The sequence below is a fragment of the bacterium genome, from assembly GCA_024226335.1.
Taxonomy (GTDB): domain Bacteria; phylum Myxococcota_A; class UBA9160; order SZUA-336; family SZUA-336; genus JAAELY01.
In genome coordinates, this window is the sequence record JAAELY010000105.1 from 1 (window position 1) to 15,648 (window position 15,648).

Annotated in this window: 16 protein-coding genes and 1 other annotated feature; of the genes, 13 read left to right on the forward strand and 3 right to left on the reverse strand. The window is 59.6% G+C overall.

Annotation, left to right across the window (positions count from 1 at the left end; genetic code table 11):
• The 7 genes from GY725_04415 to GY725_04445 form a co-directional block, all read left to right on the forward strand.
• The coding region (locus tag GY725_04415; GenBank protein ID MCP4003420.1) for a hypothetical protein at positions 1 to 339 on the forward strand (339 nt) is incomplete at its 5' end.
• Positions 340 to 450: 111 nt separating this feature from the next.
• Positions 451 to 1,623 carry an acyl-CoA dehydrogenase gene (locus tag GY725_04420; GenBank protein MCP4003421.1) on the forward strand — a complete coding sequence of 391 codons (1,173 nt, stop codon included), beginning with the start codon at positions 451 to 453 and terminating at the stop codon, positions 1,621 to 1,623.
• Positions 929 to 978: a sequence feature (possible 23S ribosomal RNA but 16S or 23S rRNA prediction is too short), on the reverse strand. It overlaps the preceding gene by 50 nt.
• Positions 1,623 to 3,263, forward strand: coding sequence for a tetratricopeptide repeat protein (locus tag GY725_04425; protein ID MCP4003422.1), 1,641 nt, complete (start codon positions 1,623 to 1,625; stop codon positions 3,261 to 3,263). Before GY725_04420 ends, GY725_04425 begins: the two co-directional genes overlap by 1 nt.
• A 182-nt stretch (positions 3,264 to 3,445) precedes the next feature.
• Positions 3,446 to 5,020 carry a radical SAM protein gene (locus GY725_04430; protein ID MCP4003423.1) on the forward strand — a complete coding sequence of 525 codons (1,575 nt, stop codon included), beginning with the start codon at positions 3,446 to 3,448 and terminating at the stop codon, positions 5,018 to 5,020.
• 39 nt (positions 5,021 to 5,059) lie between these two features.
• Positions 5,060 to 5,806 (forward strand): class I SAM-dependent methyltransferase, encoded by a 747-nt coding sequence (locus GY725_04435; GenBank protein MCP4003424.1) that lies wholly within the window; start codon positions 5,060 to 5,062, stop codon positions 5,804 to 5,806.
• Positions 5,807 to 5,943: 137 nt separating this feature from the next.
• On the forward strand, positions 5,944 to 6,138 hold the full coding sequence (locus GY725_04440; GenBank protein ID MCP4003425.1) for a hypothetical protein: 195 nt from the start codon (positions 5,944 to 5,946) through the stop codon (positions 6,136 to 6,138).
• A complete protein-coding gene (locus GY725_04445) occupies positions 6,135 to 6,674 on the forward strand; it encodes a hypothetical protein (protein MCP4003426.1) in 540 nt (179 codons plus the stop codon). Before GY725_04440 ends, GY725_04445 begins: the two co-directional genes overlap by 4 nt.
• A 173-nt stretch (positions 6,675 to 6,847) precedes the next feature.
• On the opposite strand, the gene GY725_04450 is transcribed toward GY725_04445, so the two are convergent.
• Positions 6,848 to 7,513 carry a hypothetical protein gene (locus GY725_04450; protein MCP4003427.1) on the reverse strand — a complete coding sequence of 222 codons (666 nt, stop codon included), beginning with the start codon at positions 7,511 to 7,513 and terminating at the stop codon, positions 6,848 to 6,850.
• Positions 7,514 to 7,525: 12 nt separating this feature from the next.
• Positions 7,526 to 8,059, reverse strand: a complete 534-nt coding sequence (locus GY725_04455; GenBank protein ID MCP4003428.1) for a hypothetical protein — start codon at positions 8,057 to 8,059, stop codon at positions 7,526 to 7,528.
• Between the two features lie 183 nt (positions 8,060 to 8,242).
• Here GY725_04455 and GY725_04460 point away from each other — a divergent pair, with 183 nt between their 5' ends.
• Genes GY725_04460 through GY725_04470 form a run of 3 tightly spaced genes read left to right on the forward strand, consistent with a single transcriptional unit; the run spans position 8,243 to position 10,211 of the window.
• Positions 8,243 to 9,031, forward strand: coding sequence for a glutathione S-transferase family protein (locus tag GY725_04460; GenBank protein ID MCP4003429.1), 789 nt, complete (start codon positions 8,243 to 8,245; stop codon positions 9,029 to 9,031).
• A gap of 40 nt (positions 9,032 to 9,071) precedes the next feature.
• On the forward strand, positions 9,072 to 9,836 hold the full coding sequence (locus GY725_04465; GenBank protein MCP4003430.1) for a class I SAM-dependent methyltransferase: 765 nt from the start codon (positions 9,072 to 9,074) through the stop codon (positions 9,834 to 9,836).
• Positions 9,837 to 9,845: 9 nt separating this feature from the next.
• Positions 9,846 to 10,211 (forward strand): DUF4180 domain-containing protein, encoded by a 366-nt coding sequence (locus GY725_04470; protein ID MCP4003431.1) that lies wholly within the window; start codon positions 9,846 to 9,848, stop codon positions 10,209 to 10,211.
• A 13-nt stretch (positions 10,212 to 10,224) separates the two neighbouring features.
• On the opposite strand, the gene GY725_04475 is transcribed toward GY725_04470, so the two are convergent.
• Positions 10,225 to 11,154, reverse strand: a complete 930-nt coding sequence (locus GY725_04475) for a glycosyltransferase family 2 protein (protein ID MCP4003432.1) — start codon at positions 11,152 to 11,154, stop codon at positions 10,225 to 10,227.
• Positions 11,155 to 11,234: 80 nt separating this feature from the next.
• On the opposite strand from GY725_04475, the gene GY725_04480 reads away from it, so the two are divergent.
• From GY725_04480 to GY725_04490, 3 genes are all read left to right on the forward strand, one after another.
• A complete protein-coding gene (locus GY725_04480; protein MCP4003433.1) occupies positions 11,235 to 13,370 on the forward strand; it encodes a hypothetical protein in 2,136 nt (711 codons plus the stop codon).
• Positions 13,370 to 14,287, forward strand: coding sequence for an NAD(P)-dependent oxidoreductase (locus GY725_04485; protein MCP4003434.1), 918 nt, complete (start codon positions 13,370 to 13,372; stop codon positions 14,285 to 14,287). Before GY725_04480 ends, GY725_04485 begins: the two co-directional genes overlap by 1 nt.
• A gap of 372 nt (positions 14,288 to 14,659) precedes the next feature.
• Positions 14,660 to 15,643 (forward strand): hypothetical protein, encoded by a 984-nt coding sequence (locus GY725_04490; GenBank protein ID MCP4003435.1) that lies wholly within the window; start codon positions 14,660 to 14,662, stop codon positions 15,641 to 15,643.
• Positions 15,644 to 15,648 lie beyond the last annotated feature (5 nt).

A 15,648-nucleotide genomic window follows, 5' to 3' on the forward strand; every position in this document is an offset into this window, starting at 1 on the left:
AGCACGAACGGATTTGATCGCTTCAACGACGCTCTCAAGAGTCTCGACGAGCAGCTGACCGAGATGCGCGAGAACTTCGATGACGGTCGCAAGAAGTTCGAGACCCAGATCAACAAGCAGCGAAATCGCGTCGAGACCCGCATCAAGAAGACGGATCTCTACAAGCGCACCAACAAGCTGCGCAAGGACATCGAAGGTCAGGTCGAGAGCGCCCGCGCGCAGGTCTACGACGCCTTCGGAATCGCCAGCAAGACCGAGATCGAGAAGCTCCACCGCAAGCTCAACACCATCTCGCGCAAGCTGAACGAGATCAGCCGAGAGCAGGCGCAGGCTTCCTAGCGCAGCATTGAAGTCCGTTGGCGCGGGCACGTAAGCGCCCGCGCCAACCGGTATGCTTGTCCGGGTCCTTCACTGGAACCCTGACTCCTGGACCCCTGACTTGGAGGCCGCATGCCGTTTGAACCCCTGGACTTCTATCTGATTGAGGACGAGCTCGAAGACGAAGAGCGAATCGTCCGCAATACCGTCCGCGACTTCGTCGAGAAGGAATTCCTGCCGGTCGTGGTGCAACACGTCCGTCAAGACGGTTCCTTTCCCATGGAACTCGTCCCGAAGATGGCGGAGCTGGGGCTCTTTGGGGCCAACATCGAGGGTTACGGCTGCGCCGGGATGAACAACGTGGCGTACGGGCTCGTGATGGAAGAGCTCGAACGCGGCGACTCCGGCATTCGCAGCTTCGCTTCTGTGCAGGGCGGTCTGTGCATGTACCCGATCCACGCGTACGGCACTGAAGAGCAGCGTGAGAAGTGGCTACCGCGCATGGCGAGCGGTGAACTCATCGGTTGCTTCGGCCTGACGGAGCCGGATTACGGTTCGAATCCCGGTGGCATGCTGACCCGCGCAGTGCGCAAGGGAGACACTTGGGTGCTCAATGGCACCAAGCGCTGGATTACCAACGGCTCCATCGCCGATCTGGCGATCGTTTGGGCCAAAACTGACGACGACATCCAGGGCTTCGTCGTGGAGAAGGATCGACCCGGCTTCGAAGCGCGCGACATGAAGGGCAAGTTCTCGTTGCGTGCGTCGGTGACCAGCGAGCTCTACCTGTCGGACGTCGAGATCCCCGAGGAAAATCGACTGCCTAACGTGAAGGGTCTCAAAGGTCCCCTCGGTTGCCTGAATCAGGCGCGCTACGGAATCTCCTGGGGAGTGATAGGGGCCGCGCAGGCCTGCTTCGACGAAGCGCGCCGATATTCGCAGGAGCGAGAGGTCTTTGACCGACCGCTCGGCTCGCTGCAGATTCCGCAGCAGAAGCTCACCTACATGGCTACCGAGATCACCAAGGCGCAACTGCTGTGCTTGCGGTTGGGTCGCCTCAAAGACCAGGGCAAGCTCCACCATTCGATGGTGTCGATGGCCAAGATGAACAACGTCGACATCGCTCTGCAGATCGCACGACTGGCGCGCGACATGCTCGGTGCCAATGGCATCGTCGATGACTACTGCTCCATGCGACACATGATGAACCTGGAGACCGTGCGCACCTACGAGGGCACGCACGACATTCACACTCTGATCATCGGTCGCGAACTCACGGGTCTGGACGCGTTCGGGGCGAACTGATGGCCGCAGCGCGGAGCGCGAGGTTCGCCTCCGTCGCGATCTCCGTACTGGCACTCGTTCTGACCGTCTGGGCCTACGAACCCGCTACACGTGCGCCTTTCTATCTGGACGATGCGCATGTGATCGTGGTGCCCGATGCCATGCACATGAGCGAGTTTTCCGCAGACTCCGTCAGTCGGGTGCTGAGCGAAGTGCGCCCCGTCACTCGTCCCGTGGCGAACCTCAGCCTGGCTCTGAATCATCTGTACGGCGGACTCGATCCGCGTGGCTATCACCTGGTGAACATCGGGATCCACCTGCTCAACGGGTTTGCGCTCGCGTGGTTGATCGCGCTTCTACTGGCTCAGACTCGCGAGTCACGACGCGTTCGCACTCCCGATGTTCTACTGGCAAGTATCTGTGCGAGTGCGTTTCTCCTGCATCCACTGGCCACACAGGCCGTGACGTACACCGTGCAACGCATGACCTCGCTCGCGACCCTGTTTACTCTGCTTTCTCTTTCGAGCTACGTTTTCGCGCGCGCTCCCGATCGCAGCGCTCGTGCCGTCTGGTTCATCGTCAGCGGGCTATTTGCGCTTCTGGGTGCCGGTAGCAAGGAGATTGCGTTCGTCCTGCCCTGGCTGATCGTGCTCTACGAGTTGTGTCGAGCACGTGGATTGCCGGCTTCGTTTCCGCCGATTCTGCTGATCGGGCTCGCTCTTGCGCTGGGCGCATTCGGCGTCGCCATCGAGATCTGGTTCGAACCGGTGCGCGGGCTGTTCCGATTGCACACGACACCCGAACTGGGCTTCGGCCCCGCCGAGCGAGTCCTCACGCAGGCGCGTGTCGTGTTCTTCTACCTGTCGCTATTCCTGTGGCCGGCGCCCTCCCGGCTGAATCTGGAACACGAGTTCAGCCTGTCGACGGGGTTGTTGGATCCGCCTTCTACGCTTCTGGCAATTTTCGGCTGGCTGATGTTCGCGGTCGCGGGCCTCTGGATCGTGCGCAGACACGCGATGCTCGGATTTTCCTGGTTCGCCTTTCTGTCGCTCAATGCAATCGAATCTGGACCGGTTCCACTCGAACAGGTCAACGAACATCGCTTCTATCTGCCGATGGTCGCGATCTTTGCCGCGATCGCTCTAGCTCTGGCGAAGCTCCCAAGCGCACTGCAGACGGCGGGCTCCGCGTTATTGCTCGCACTCTGTGTTCCATTGTCTCTTGCGGCTCATGCGCGCAACCAGACCTGGAGTGATCCTCTGATCTTTCATCGCGACGCAGTCGCCAAGTCGCCGAATCACTTTCGCGCCCGCTATGAGCTGGGGCGCAGCCTATGGGAAGCCGACCGGGATCTCGAAGCCGCCGAGGCCTGGGAGCAGGCGCTCGAGCTCCAGGAGAATTCTCTGGTACACGTGCTGACGGCCACGGCTTTGCTGGAGGCGAAACTGCCGACGCGCGCGCTCACCCACTACAGGCGGGCCGTCGAGATCGATCCAGATTATCCGGAGGCTCTGTACGGCCTGGCCTGGTTGATCGATCTCGGTGGCGGGTTGGACGCGGCTGCGCCTTACTACGAGCGCTATCTGAGCTTGATTCCCTCCACCGATCAGAGCCATCAGATTTCGCATGCGCGCGAGAGGCTCGCCGCGCGGGAAGACTAGTTGACCGCGCTCCCGTTACGCGATGCTTGCGGCCCAACTGCCGGTTGAAGTGTAGACGGCTTCGCCAAATAGGAGCATGGAATCGGCCAGTTGCATCGCCTGGCGCCGAAGACGCGTCAGGAACGCCCTTCGGGCACTGATAACCCTACGCGAACGTTGTGGAATCTGTCAGGATACGGGTGATGGCATTGTCCCCGACACAGCTCAACGAGAATAGTCGCGGCCTGGATTCCGTTTCGAACCCGATCCCCAGGCGAACGCTCTTGATCAGCCCGCCCCGCTTCAACGAACTGATCGGCAAGAATCCGGCGATCGTCGAGAAGCACCGCGGGTACAACCCGCCGCTGGGCGTCTTGATGCTGGCGGGATACCTCGAAAAGCATTCCGTGCACCCGGTCGAGATCATCGACGCGCAGCCGTACGAGTACACGTACGAGCAATTGCGCGAGATTCTGCGGACAAAGCGCTTCGACGTCGTAGGCATCACCGCCATGACCTTCACGCTGGTCGATGTGATCCTCACCTGCAAGTTGGTGCGTCAGGTGAATCCGGAGGCGAAGATCGTCCTGGGTGGACCGCATGTTCACCTGTATCCGAACGAGACGATTCGCCGTCCCGAGGTCGACTTCCTGGTTCAGGGTGAAGGCGAGATCGCTTTCAAAGACCTCCTCGACAAACTCGACCGGCCGGATCTCTGGCCCTCCGTCAAAGGGCTGGTGTATACCGACACTGCTGGGCAGATCGTTAACAATGGCATCGCGCCTTCGACGAATGAACTCGACACACTCGGCATGCCCGCGCGTCACCTGATCGACTATACGAAGTACACATCATTATTGGGACGTTCCGATGTGGTTACCACCATGTTTACCAGTCGCGGCTGCCCATTCCGCTGCACGTTCTGCGATCGTCCCTTCTCGCCCGTTCTTTCTGGATTTCGCTGGCGTTCGGCGAAGCACGTCGCCGACGAAATGGAGATGTGCGCCGAGATGGGTATCCGTGAGGCATTCATCTACGACGATACCTTCACCGTTCGCAAGGACCGAGTGTTCGAGTTATGCGACGAGATCGCCAAGCGCAAACTCGACTTCAGATGGGACGTACGCGCGCACGTCAATACGATTTCCCCGGAGTTACTCAAGGCCATGGCGAATGCCGGTTGCGATCGGATTCACTTCGGTGTGGAGTCGGGCAATGATCGCATGCTGAAAGTGATCAGAAAGAACAGCAACGTCGAGCGGCTGAAGAACGTCTTCAAGTGGACGCAGGATGCCGGAATCGAGACTCTGGCGTACTTCATCATTGGTCAGCAGACCGAGACCGCTTCCGACATCCAGGACTCGATGGCTCTCGCGAAGCAGCTGCATACCAACTACGCGCACTTCACGATCTTCTGTCCCTACCCGGGGACCGAGATCTATCGGAGGGGACTGGAGAGCGGCATCATCAAGGAAGACGTCTGGGGTGCGTTTGCCGAAGATCCACAATCCGGTTTCGAGTTGCCCGTGTGGGAAGAGAACTTCACGCGCGCGGAGCTTCGGGAGATGCTCGTCAAGTGTTACAAGAGTTTCTACCTGCGCCCGTCTTTCGTACTGAAAGGACTCACGCGCATTCGTGGGTTGGGTGAATTGCGCCGCAAACTCCGCGCCGGAATGTCTGTGGTAGCGATGAATCCCGACGACAAGGTCTTCGATGAGAAGATCGCCGAACAGGTCAAAGACGTCGTTCCCGATGCACCAATCGATGTCCACCGCTGAACGCGGTTTGAGAACTCAGCTGATCGGAAGGCTGAACTGATGTCCGGCGGGGTCCTGGACGCCAGCTACGCCGCCGACCGAGTTCGAAAGCCCCACATTGAATTCCGGTACCGTGTGCGCGCGCGTGTTGCTGCGCGGGCCATCGAGCGCTTCCTGCCCGCTGCACGGCGCGATGGACACGTGCTCGAACTCGGATGCGCGGAGGGGCGCACACTGACGGAGCTTCATTCCCAACTCATCGAATCCCATCTCGTAGGTGTCGAGTATTCTGAAGACCTGTTGGCTGTCGCATCGACCGAACTGCCGGAATCAATTGAGCTCCTGCAGGGAGATGCGATGCGACTTCCCGAGACGCTCGAAGCCGGGGGCTTCGATGCGGTGATCGCCCTGGCGGTGCTGGAACACCTGCCCCGGCCGCTGGATGCCGTGCGCGAGGCTGCGCGAATGCTCCGCCCCGGAGGTCTCTTCGTGGCGACCTGTCCCAATCCTCAATGGGATCGGATCGCTGAGCGTATTGGGTTACTGAGCGACGATTCGCACGAGTCCGACATCGATCGCAGCGTCTTACTCGAACTCGTGCGCGGCGCAGGCCTGGAGTTCGTGAGGTTCGAACGTTTCATGTGCGCGCCCGTCGGCTTCCTGCCCTATCTCAAGATCCCCATCCCAGCTGAAGCCGCACTGCGTATTGATGACGTTCTGCGCAAACTGCGGGTATTCGACTGGCTGTTCGTGAATCAGGCATTGGTCGCACGAAAGCCGCAAGGACGGCCTCGAGAATCCGGATGACGGCAATGGGTGGGAGACAGCCCTAAAGACCATCGAGCTTCTTCTCCAACTGGCCCACGTGGAAGCACCACTCTTCAATACCGCATCCATACACACAGAGAAGGCTGCACTCTACTCGTTGAGCGGAGAGGTCTGAGATGCTGAATCTCGAAGCCGATGTCTACGTGTCGCATCCCGGCGGCCAGGTCCAGCAGATCTCGCCTGGGAATGGTCTCTTCTATCAGTCGTGTATCCACCCGATGGATCGCGCGTCGTCTATGGAGGCGCGGCGTCTGGCCTTCCTCGAATCTGGTGTGCCAATACGTCTGGATCGACAGAAGGATTTCCCATGACGTCATCCGATTCGGGTGCGCGCCACCCGGTGTTTTCCTGGGACGGTTCGCGAGTTGCTTTTTCGTCTGACCGGAAATCGCCTGGCGCAAAACAGAGCGTCGAAGACATCACCCCGTTGGGACTGCCAGTGGACGGAGATCTGTTCGTGATCGATGCCTCGGGTGGGCAGAGTGTTCAATTCACCGAAGGTCCGTACCTGGATCAGAGGCCTTGCTTCAGCCCGGATGGTTCGACGATCGTGTTTGTATCCAATCGCGAAGATCGTCTTGGCCTGTGGTCAGTCCCGAGCGATGGCACTGCGGATCCGCAACCGTTGCCGAATACAGGCTTTGTCTATCGGCCCTGGTTTTCGACAGATGGCCGCACGCTCTTCCTTTTCCGCGATGTCGATGGGCGTCACCAGATCTGTCGGATCGGTGTGTCCGATACCGAGTTCGAACCGTTGCGCAACGATGACCGCGGGCGAAGTCACGGCCCCTTCGTCGATCCCAACGGAAAGGTGCTCTTGTTCCACTCGACACGCACCCAGTCGTGAAGCGGAAGCAGGTGGAATCGAGCAAGAGGACCGCATCCGTATCTCGATGCGGGCGGTCACTCCAAGGCAGTATGCTGTCGACCGACTCTGAGCCAACCGGTACGAGAAGCATCCGGGCTCACCTACGCGTATATCGCCGCCCCCGACGGTGTCATTGTCGAATTGACTCAGTACTAGTCGCGCTCGACGCTGTAGAAGGGAAAGATCAGAGAATCGTTCTTCTGTTCCTCGAAGCGCACGTCCGTTCTGCTGTGCAGGTGCTTGCGAACGGCTTCGGTCACCAGCGTCTCTCCACCGCGCGCGGTGTCCTCGCCGAGTTTGCTCGCGCGATTCATCTCGTCACCCATCGCTCGGTTCGGGCCAATCTCGTACACATTTCCGAAACCGATGCCGATGCAGCACCTCGCGTGATCGGGAGTATCGATTTCCAGTTCTCTTCGGACCTGCGAGCGTACGTGAATCTCGAGCGCCGCGTCGAGCGCTGTGCCGGGTTCCGAAAACAGCGCGACGATATCGTCCGCAAAGGTTCGGATGTACGAGGCCTGCAGCTCGCGCAGGACCGGGATGCACGTCTTGTGGGCGTCGAGAATCTGCAGGAAACTCGCAATAGGGCCCCCCTTGATCGTCGTTTCGGTGAAGCCGGTCAGATCGAGTACCAGGATTGCCCGTTCGAAAAGATAGCGGGCATCAAACTCCTGCGGAGTCATCTCGCCCTGTTCGATCGCGAGCAGGTCGCGGTAGACCTCTCCCCGCCAACCGTGGTGCCTGGCCAGCTCGATCGGATCTTCGAGCAGAGGAAACGGTGGGCTGTGTTTCGAGCGCATCTGATGCCTGGCCAAAAGCGACCCTCTCTAGTCTGAATCGGCCGGAGCCATCACGAGCCGCAGAAATACCGTCAGCAACGTTCCCCCGAGACCCAGAAGGCAAAGGCTCGCTCCGGGGATCGCGATGAATTCCAGGGCCTCCTTTGCGGCGTGAGTACTGCCGAGGGATGGAGCGCTGAGTCCGGCCACGAGCCAGAAGATGGAGTACAGAAGAGCACCTCCACCAAAAGACGCCGCAGTGATTCGCTCGATCAGGCCCGGGTCTCCGATGAGGCCGAGGAGGAGGATTGATGCCAGAGCTACCGCACCGATGGCACCCCCGTGAAGATGCGCTCTTTTCAAGTAGCGCCATGACTTGCTGACGACCGCATCCCGCTTTTCCGCATCGCTGTTGTAGACCGTTTCGAAAACGGCATCCGCCGATGAGCGCAGGTGATCTTTGATGGAGCTCTCAATCGCGCCAAAGGAACTCCCGAGAAGAAAGCCGAACGAAATCGCCAGCAGCGCAAGAATGAGACCAGGAGCTAGTGGCTTCAAACTGGATACGGATTGGTTCGACATCTTTTCTCCTACTGGAAATCATTTTCTTTCACGGACTGGTGGCGTCTCTTCGTCCGGGCTCGCCGTTTCAGGCCGGGTGCTATTCTAGCCCAGTCTCTGGATCGTTCGCCCGGTGGACGCAACGCACAATCGGCCCATTCTCCAACTGGATGACGAGCATCTCAAACTGCCCGAGGGTGTTTCGTGCTCACTCTATACGACAATCCGTTCAGCCCCTTTGCCCGAAAAGTCCGCATGGTGCTTCGGTTCAAGGGACTGGAGTATCGATCGATCGACGCCCTGGCTCTGAGCGAGCACGAACGTCTCGCGAGCATCAACCCGCGAGCGGAGGTGCCCGTTCTGGTCGATGGACCGGTCGCGGTGGCCGATTCGGCCGATATCGTCGCCTACCTCGAGGATCGATTCCCCGAACCGACGGTTCTTCCCATCACCCCGGAACTCCGCGCCAAGGCGCGTCGCTGCCAGCGCCTCGCCGATACAGTGCTCGATGCAATCGTTCACGATATTTCCATCTGGGTATGGCCGACTCACCATCGCTCGGATCCGCCCCCCGAGGGTCTGCTCGAGGAGGGCCGCCGGGAGTTGCGAGAGATCATCAACGATCTGGAGGGCACGATCGGAGAATCTGGTTTCTTCTGCGATCGGCTTTCGATCGGCGATTTCTCCCTGTTCCCGCACCTCTCGTCCCTGAAACCACTTGGCGTGCACTTCGATGAGATTGCGCATCCGAAACTCATGAAGTGGAATCGACACATGCGGGCACAGTCCTGCGTGAGGGAGGACCTCGAGTACGTGAAGCGAACGGCCATAGAGAAGTTTGGCTCGGGTTCGTCTCCTTACGAAGCAGAGAAGATCGTCTGGCGAGGGGATCGAATCGAGTGGCTCATGGCCCACGGTTTCCAGGACTGGTTCTACTCGGAACTCACGAACGGTCGCGCCGAAATACCCCGTTCCCTCTCGCGGCGGCCCTGATGCCACTATTCTTCACGACCTCGAGCGAGGTGCACGAGCCGTGAATCTGGAAGTATTGATGGAACTGCATCAGGGCCTGCTGCAGCAGGGCCCGGGTTCGGATGTCGAAACACGTCGTGCGCTGGAGTGCATTCCCCCACTTGATTCCGACGCACGGATCCTGGACGTGGGCTGCGGTCCGGGGCGTCAGACGCTGGTTCTGGCCAGGGAGACCGAAGCGGCGATCGACGCGATCGATCTGATGCCCACCTTTCTGGAACAACTCGAGCAACGGGTCCGGACTGCGGGCTACGCCGATCGGGTTTCTGCACATCTCATGAGTATGAGCGCGCTCGATTTTCCCGAGCGCGTCTTCGATCTCATCTGGAGCGAAGGTGCAATCTATCAAATGGGTTTCTCTCGCGGTCTGGAGTCCTGGAAGCGTCATCTGGTACCCGGCGGGTATCTGGCCGTCACGGAACTCTGCTGGTTGAGCGATGAGCGTCCCGTTGCTGCCGCCGAGTTCTGGGGCGCAGCCTATCCGGCCATGACCCAGGTCGAGACCAATATCGCAACCGCCGAACGGGCCGGCTATGAATGCCTCAACTCATTCAGCCTTCCGGAGTCCGCATGGTGGAACGATTACTACGATCCGATCCGCGCGCGACTTCCAGCGCTCTTCGACAAGTACGCCGGAGATGATGAGGCGCTGAAGCAGTTGCGAGAATCCGCAGAGGAGATCGATCTCTTCGAGCGCTATTCGCAGCAGTTCAACTACGTGTTCTATGTATTTCGCTTGCGCCGCCGTGTAGAGGCAAAAAACTGAAGCTGTCCTTTGGGTTCGTCCCTTACTACACTTGCATTCATGTCAGGAGACTCGACCTTCGTTATCGCATCTGAAGTCGATCTGCGGATCGATTCGGAGTCGGATCTGATGGATGCGATCGGGCATTGCTTCGGAGGGACGGGTCTATTGCTGATCGAGAAGGACGTATCTGCGGACTTTTTCGATCTGCGTACGGGACTCGCCGGAGCGGCCATGCAGAAGTTCATCAACTACCAGGTCCGCGTTGCAATCGTAATCGAGAACCCTGCTCGCTATGGAGAGCGTTTCGAGGAGTTGGCCTACGAGCACTCCGCGCATCCACAGGTACGCATCACGACTTCCCGAACCGAAGCCGAGGCGTGGCTCTCAACCTGAACATTACAGGACGCTAGGGGAGGCGGCGATTGATCACGTCGGCGATCATTCCCAGCGCCAGAAGTTGTACGCCCGTCACGAACAGAAGCACAGTCGTCACGTCCATGAAATGATCCGTAAATACAATACTTCCGACGGCAACGCCTAGCGAAGACAGCATGAACCCCAGCGATACCGGCAACAGTACCCGCATGGGATCGAAAAACATGATCGTGCGAACGATCAGACGCAGGAAATTCAATGTATCGGGAATTGGACGGATCTTGGAGCGGCCTTCGCGCACGCGATACTCGATGGGAATGTACTTGAGACGGTAGCCCGCCGAGAGCAGTGCCAATGTGATGGTGCTTGTGAAGGAGAATCCGTCGGGCATCAGGTTCGCGAAGCGTTCCGCCAGTTCCCGAGGGAAAGTCCGCATCCCCGAGTTCAGATCGACGATCTTCTGACGGCTCAGATACGAAGCCAGCACCTGCAGCGTCCACTTGGCCGGCTTGCGGATCAGTGGGATGTGCGCGTCTTGACCGATGCGCGCGCCGATCACCATCTCGAAGTCCGCACGTTGTTCGAGCAATTCCGGGATGTGACGACACGGATAGGTCCCGTCCGCATCTGTAATCAGAATCCACGGATAGATCGCACTGTGGATGCCCGTCTTCAGCGCTGCTCCATAGCCGCGGTTCTCGTCGTGCGAGATCAGGCGAAGCCGAGGTCCGACAAACGGCTTGATCGCCTCCGCAGTGCCATCAGAAGACCCGTCGTCAACGACTACGATCTCCCAGGGAATTTCCGACTCCAGCCCGTCCATGAACTGGGTTAGTTCGGGGAGGGTGATGCCGACGCCAGCCGCTTCGTTATACGCCGGAATAACGATACTGACACCGGCGGACTTTTCCGACGGCCCAGCGATTTTCGTAGACGGCTCGGGTGTTTCCACAGTTTTCATATCGGAAACAAGGATAACAGACTGTCATCCTGTCGGCGCACTGGTGTAGGATTGCGAGAACCGAGTTAGGAGGGAGAAGAGTGCGATCCTGGCCGAGTTGGCTCTCACTGGCGTTGCTTCTGGTATTCGCTTCGGGTCTCCCCCGACTCTGCTCGGCGCAGGATTTCGATCGCGATGGCATCCCCGACCTGAGCGACAATTGCTCGGCGACCTTCAATCCCGACCAGGCAGACAACGGCGGACTGCTCAGCCTGTCACCGAACGGTCGCGGAGATCGCTGCGAATGCGGGGACGGAAGCAATGACGGAACCGTCGATCTGATCGACTACGTGCGTCTGGCCCAGGGCCTTGCAGGTGCGGAATTGACTGCGGCCGGTTTCGAGAAATGTGGCGTCAATGGCGACTTCGTCTGTAACGGTGCAGACGTGACGCGCCTGCAGGAAATCATCGCGCAGGTTCCAGTTGCGATCGAGCAATCTTGTGAAGGATCGATTCCTCCTGCAATCAACATCACGGATCCACTGCAGGGTGCGTTCACGACTCTTGTCTCGCTTCTCGTTTCTGGAGTCGTGACGAATGCAGCGGCTTCCGGTGCCACGGTTACGATCAACGGGGTTGCTGCGCCGATCCAGCCGGACCTCACATTCTCGGCGACCGTCCCGCTCGACCCGAACCGGATTTTTCAGCCGCTGCGAGCGTTATTGAGCATTCCGTCAACTGGTTTCACTTCGCAGGATTACCAGACTGCGGTCCTGGGTGACTCGATTCTCGATGGCGACTTTTCTCCCATGGGTATCGGGCTTCGGATCACCGACCCGGGCTTCGACCAACTGGAGCCGGTGCTGACCACGATGGTGCCACTAGATGCGAACACCTTGATCCCGCCTGGCACTGTGTTGATCGAAGACTACTGCGCGTTGAGCTTGTTTGGTATATGCACGATGTGGGTCGATGTCGTTGCGACGTCGACCAGTATTGGGTCGTTCGGAATTGATATTGATTCGATGGCCGATTTCGTCGCTGGCGACGTCGTCGTCGACAATCTGGTTCTGAACGCGGATGTGGTCGGAGCTGGCTGCTCTGTGCAATTGAGCGCGGCGACGACCACGATCATCAGTGATTACGATCTGATACCCGATGCGACCGATCCGAACACGATCGACGTCAACGCAGACGGACCGGTTTCTGTGAGCCTGGGTAGTTTCGATGATAGTTACGATTGCGGATTTTTCCTGATCGATCTGCTCGTGGGCCTGATCGTCGGCAACATCGAGTCCCAGGTCGTGCAGGGCTTCGAGGATTTCCTGAACGATCCCGACGGCAGCGGACCGCTCGATGCGCCGATCGCAGAAGCGATCGAAGTCGCATTGGCTGGCATACAGCTAGCCGGTCCGATTGGCGAGGCCATCGGTGTGAATCTAGACACACCGATCTACGACATCTTCGAAGATGTGGACGGAATCACGCTGGACAATGACGCCCGTGTGACGGCATCTCTGCCGGATCCCAATGCACCCGATCTGCTGGCTTCTTATCACGTGAGCGAGTCCTTTCCGGTGTTTGGCCCCCTGACACCCGGGGGGTTTGGTTACGACGTGGGTCTTTGCTTGTCGACGTCGGCGTTCAACCAACTTCTGAAGGCAGAGACTGAAAGGGGGCTGCTCGCCGCTTCGATAACTGAAATCAATCTGGGCGTGCCAATGCAGATCACCGCCGCTCTATTGGCCTTCTTGATTCCGGAGTTCGCACAGGTCGATCCGGCGACCATCATGCAAATCCGAGTACGACCCGAACTCGCGCCCATCCTTACCGGGGATCTCGGTCCCGCGGGAGAGATCGCCGAGCTGGCACTCGACAACTTGATTTTCGAAGTCGTACCGCTCGCACCGCCAGATGTTCTCTATATGTCAGCTTCGGTGAGCTTTTCATCGGGGCTCGAGTTCATTTTCGATCCCAATGGTGCGCTCGTGCCGACTCTGAATCCACCCGCCAGCGGTGATATTCGAATCGCTTTGCTCGACAATCCGCTAGGTGCGAGCGAGGCACAGGTGCAGACGACTCTGAGTACTCTGCTGCCGCCGCTCTTGCCGGAAGTAGCGGGTGTGTTGGCGGCGATTCCACTCGTTGATTTCGTGGGCCTGAATTCCAGTGGAGTCGAGATCGCGCGCGAGGGTTCGTTCATGTCGGTTTACCTTGAACTCTCTCCTGGGCCGTGATGCAGGACCAGAAGATCTTGATCACCGGTCCCACCAGCCAGGTGGCATTGCCCATCGCGCGGGAGCTGGCCCTGCACAACGATGTCTGGGGTCTGGCGCGCTTTAGCAACCCGCGGGATCTCGAACGGGTCGAAGCTCTTGGCGTGAAGTGCATTGCTGCAGACCTCGCCGTGGATCCGCTCGACTCCGTTCCCGACGACCTGGATTTCGTATTGCACTTCGCCGTCGTCAAGGGAGGAGACGGTGACTTCGACTACGATCTGTCGGCGAATGCCGAAGGTGTCGGCCGGCTCATGTCGAGCTGTCGCAACGCGAAGGCCTTCCTGCACTGTTCGTCCACAGCGGTGTACCAGCCTGCCGGTCGCAAACCCCTACTCGAGACGGATCCACTCGGCGACAACCACCGAGTGATCATGCCGACCTACAGCCTGTGCAAGATCGCGGGGGAAGCCGTTGCGCGTTTCGGTGCGCGCGAGTTCAATCTGCCGACCACGATCGCACGGCTGTGTGTCCCCTACGGCGACAATGGAGGCTGGCCGGCGATTCATCTGGCGTTCATCGTGGGAGGCCACAAGATCGTCGTGCATCCGGATGCGCCAAATTTGTTCAACCCCATTCACGAGGCCGACATCCTGGCGCATATTCCCAGACTGCTCGAGGCGGCGAGCGTTCCCGCGACGATCGTGAACTGGGGCGGCAGCGAATCGCTAAGCATCGAAGACTGGTGCGACTACCTGGGCCGCCTGACCGGACACACGCCGGAATACGCCTCCAGCGACCGCACGATCGGGAGTGTCACTATCGATCCGACGCGTATGCACGAGCTTCTCGGACCGACGAGTGTCGATTGGCGCGACGGCCTGCGACAGATGGTGCGGGCGAGATACCCGGACCTGACCTTGGCTGAGGCAGACTGAAGGGTTCGAATCAGTTGGTGAGGATCTCGCTGACGCACGAGAGCAGGTGCTCGGGCAATCACTCCGAAGCAGGCCCAATTGGCGACACCGGATGCTCTCGGGAGAGTACACCGAACCGGTGCGTGTTCCTCATCTGAGGAGAGAAGTCCAACAAGGCGACTTCATCTGGCTACTGCAGGATTAGTATAGCCAACGCCTACTATGGGCAGACCGAGTGCATCCAAAACTGGATGAGAACCATGACGAAAAGTGGCAGTCAGCGTCGTCCAGTGTTACGCCGAGCGGGAAATATTGGCGCAGTCCAGGACATCACTCTTCGCGGTCTGAGTGAGGCGGGCGCGGTTTCTGCCGGGTCCCGGTATCATCCAGAGCGTGACACGATCTCAGCAACTGGAGAAGATGCTCGCCTCGCTGAGTGCAATGCGCGAGGCACCTCAAAGCGAGCAGGCCCGAGCGGAACTCACTCGCGCGCTGGAGCACCGGAGTTCTGCCATCGTTGCACACGCGGCCCGCATAGCGGGGGAGGTCGAGAGCGTCGCGCTGGTCCCGGCGCTCGTCGAGGCCTTCGGCCGTTTGATGGTGAACCCCTCGAAGCGTGACCCGGGCTGCATCGGCAAACGGGAGATCGCCAATGCCCTGTACCTTATCGGTCCGCGCGATCCCGGGGTGTTTCTCAGCGGCATCCGCCACGTTCAGATCGAGGGGCCCGGCGATGTGGCGGCGGATCTGCGGGGGATCTGCGCACACGGCCTGGTTCGGATCGGCTATTCGGATGCGCTCGAGGAGCTGGCAGAGCTACTGGTCGATCCGGAGGCATCGGCGCGTCGGGCAGCGGTTCGCGCGCTCGCCTACCGAGGGCACCAAAGCGCGGGGCCGGTATTGCGCCTGAAGTTGAAACTCGGTGACTCGGACGCCGAGATTGTTAGTGATGCGCTGGTCGCGTTGTTGAAGCTCGGGGGGGATTCTGCGCTAGCTTTCGCTCGCCGCTTCCTGAAAGACCCGTCGACCTATCTGGCCGAATCCGTTGCGCTGGCCCTGGGCAGCGAGCGAGTCCCGGCCGCTCTCGAGATTCTCCAGCACCTGCTCCGTGGGGCCCGAGATTCCGAGTTGCGTCAAACCATCATGACCTCGATCGCGAATCTGCGCGATGACGAAGCGATCGATTTCCTGATGGACCTGATTCGCGAAGCACCGGGGCCCTCCGCCCGAGAAGCGATCCGGGCGCTAGGTGCGTTTCGCGAGAATCCTGCACTGGCGCAACGCGTGCAGCAGGTCGCGCTTTCACGCGAAGAGCTGGCCCTGGCAGAGGCTGTAAAGGCGGAGTTTCCCGACCTTCCGTTCCCGGACAGCCGCTAACTCGC

Bases quoted from the DNA above. Each gene is read 5' to 3' on its own strand.
- GY725_04455 (MCP4003428.1), bottom strand. From the start codon at position 8,059: ATGTCGAACCAATCCGTATCCAGTTTGAAGCCACTAGCTCCTGGTCTC.
- GY725_04435 (MCP4003424.1), top strand. From the start codon at position 5,060: ATGTCCGGCGGGGTCCTGGACGCCAGCTACGCCGCCGACCGAGTTCGA.
- GY725_04430 (MCP4003423.1), top strand. From the start codon at position 3,446: ATGGCATTGTCCCCGACACAGCTCAACGAGAATAGTCGCGGCCTGGAT.
- GY725_04475 (MCP4003432.1), bottom strand. From the start codon at position 11,154: ATGAAAACTGTGGAAACACCCGAGCCGTCTACGAAAATCGCTGGGCCG.
- GY725_04425 (MCP4003422.1), top strand. From the start codon at position 1,623: ATGGCCGCAGCGCGGAGCGCGAGGTTCGCCTCCGTCGCGATCTCCGTA.
- GY725_04420 (MCP4003421.1), top strand. From the start codon at position 451: ATGCCGTTTGAACCCCTGGACTTCTATCTGATTGAGGACGAGCTCGAA.
- GY725_04440 (MCP4003425.1), top strand. From the start codon at position 5,944: ATGCTGAATCTCGAAGCCGATGTCTACGTGTCGCATCCCGGCGGCCAG.
- GY725_04485 (MCP4003434.1), top strand. From the start codon at position 13,370: ATGCAGGACCAGAAGATCTTGATCACCGGTCCCACCAGCCAGGTGGCA.
- GY725_04445 (MCP4003426.1), top strand. From the start codon at position 6,135: ATGACGTCATCCGATTCGGGTGCGCGCCACCCGGTGTTTTCCTGGGAC.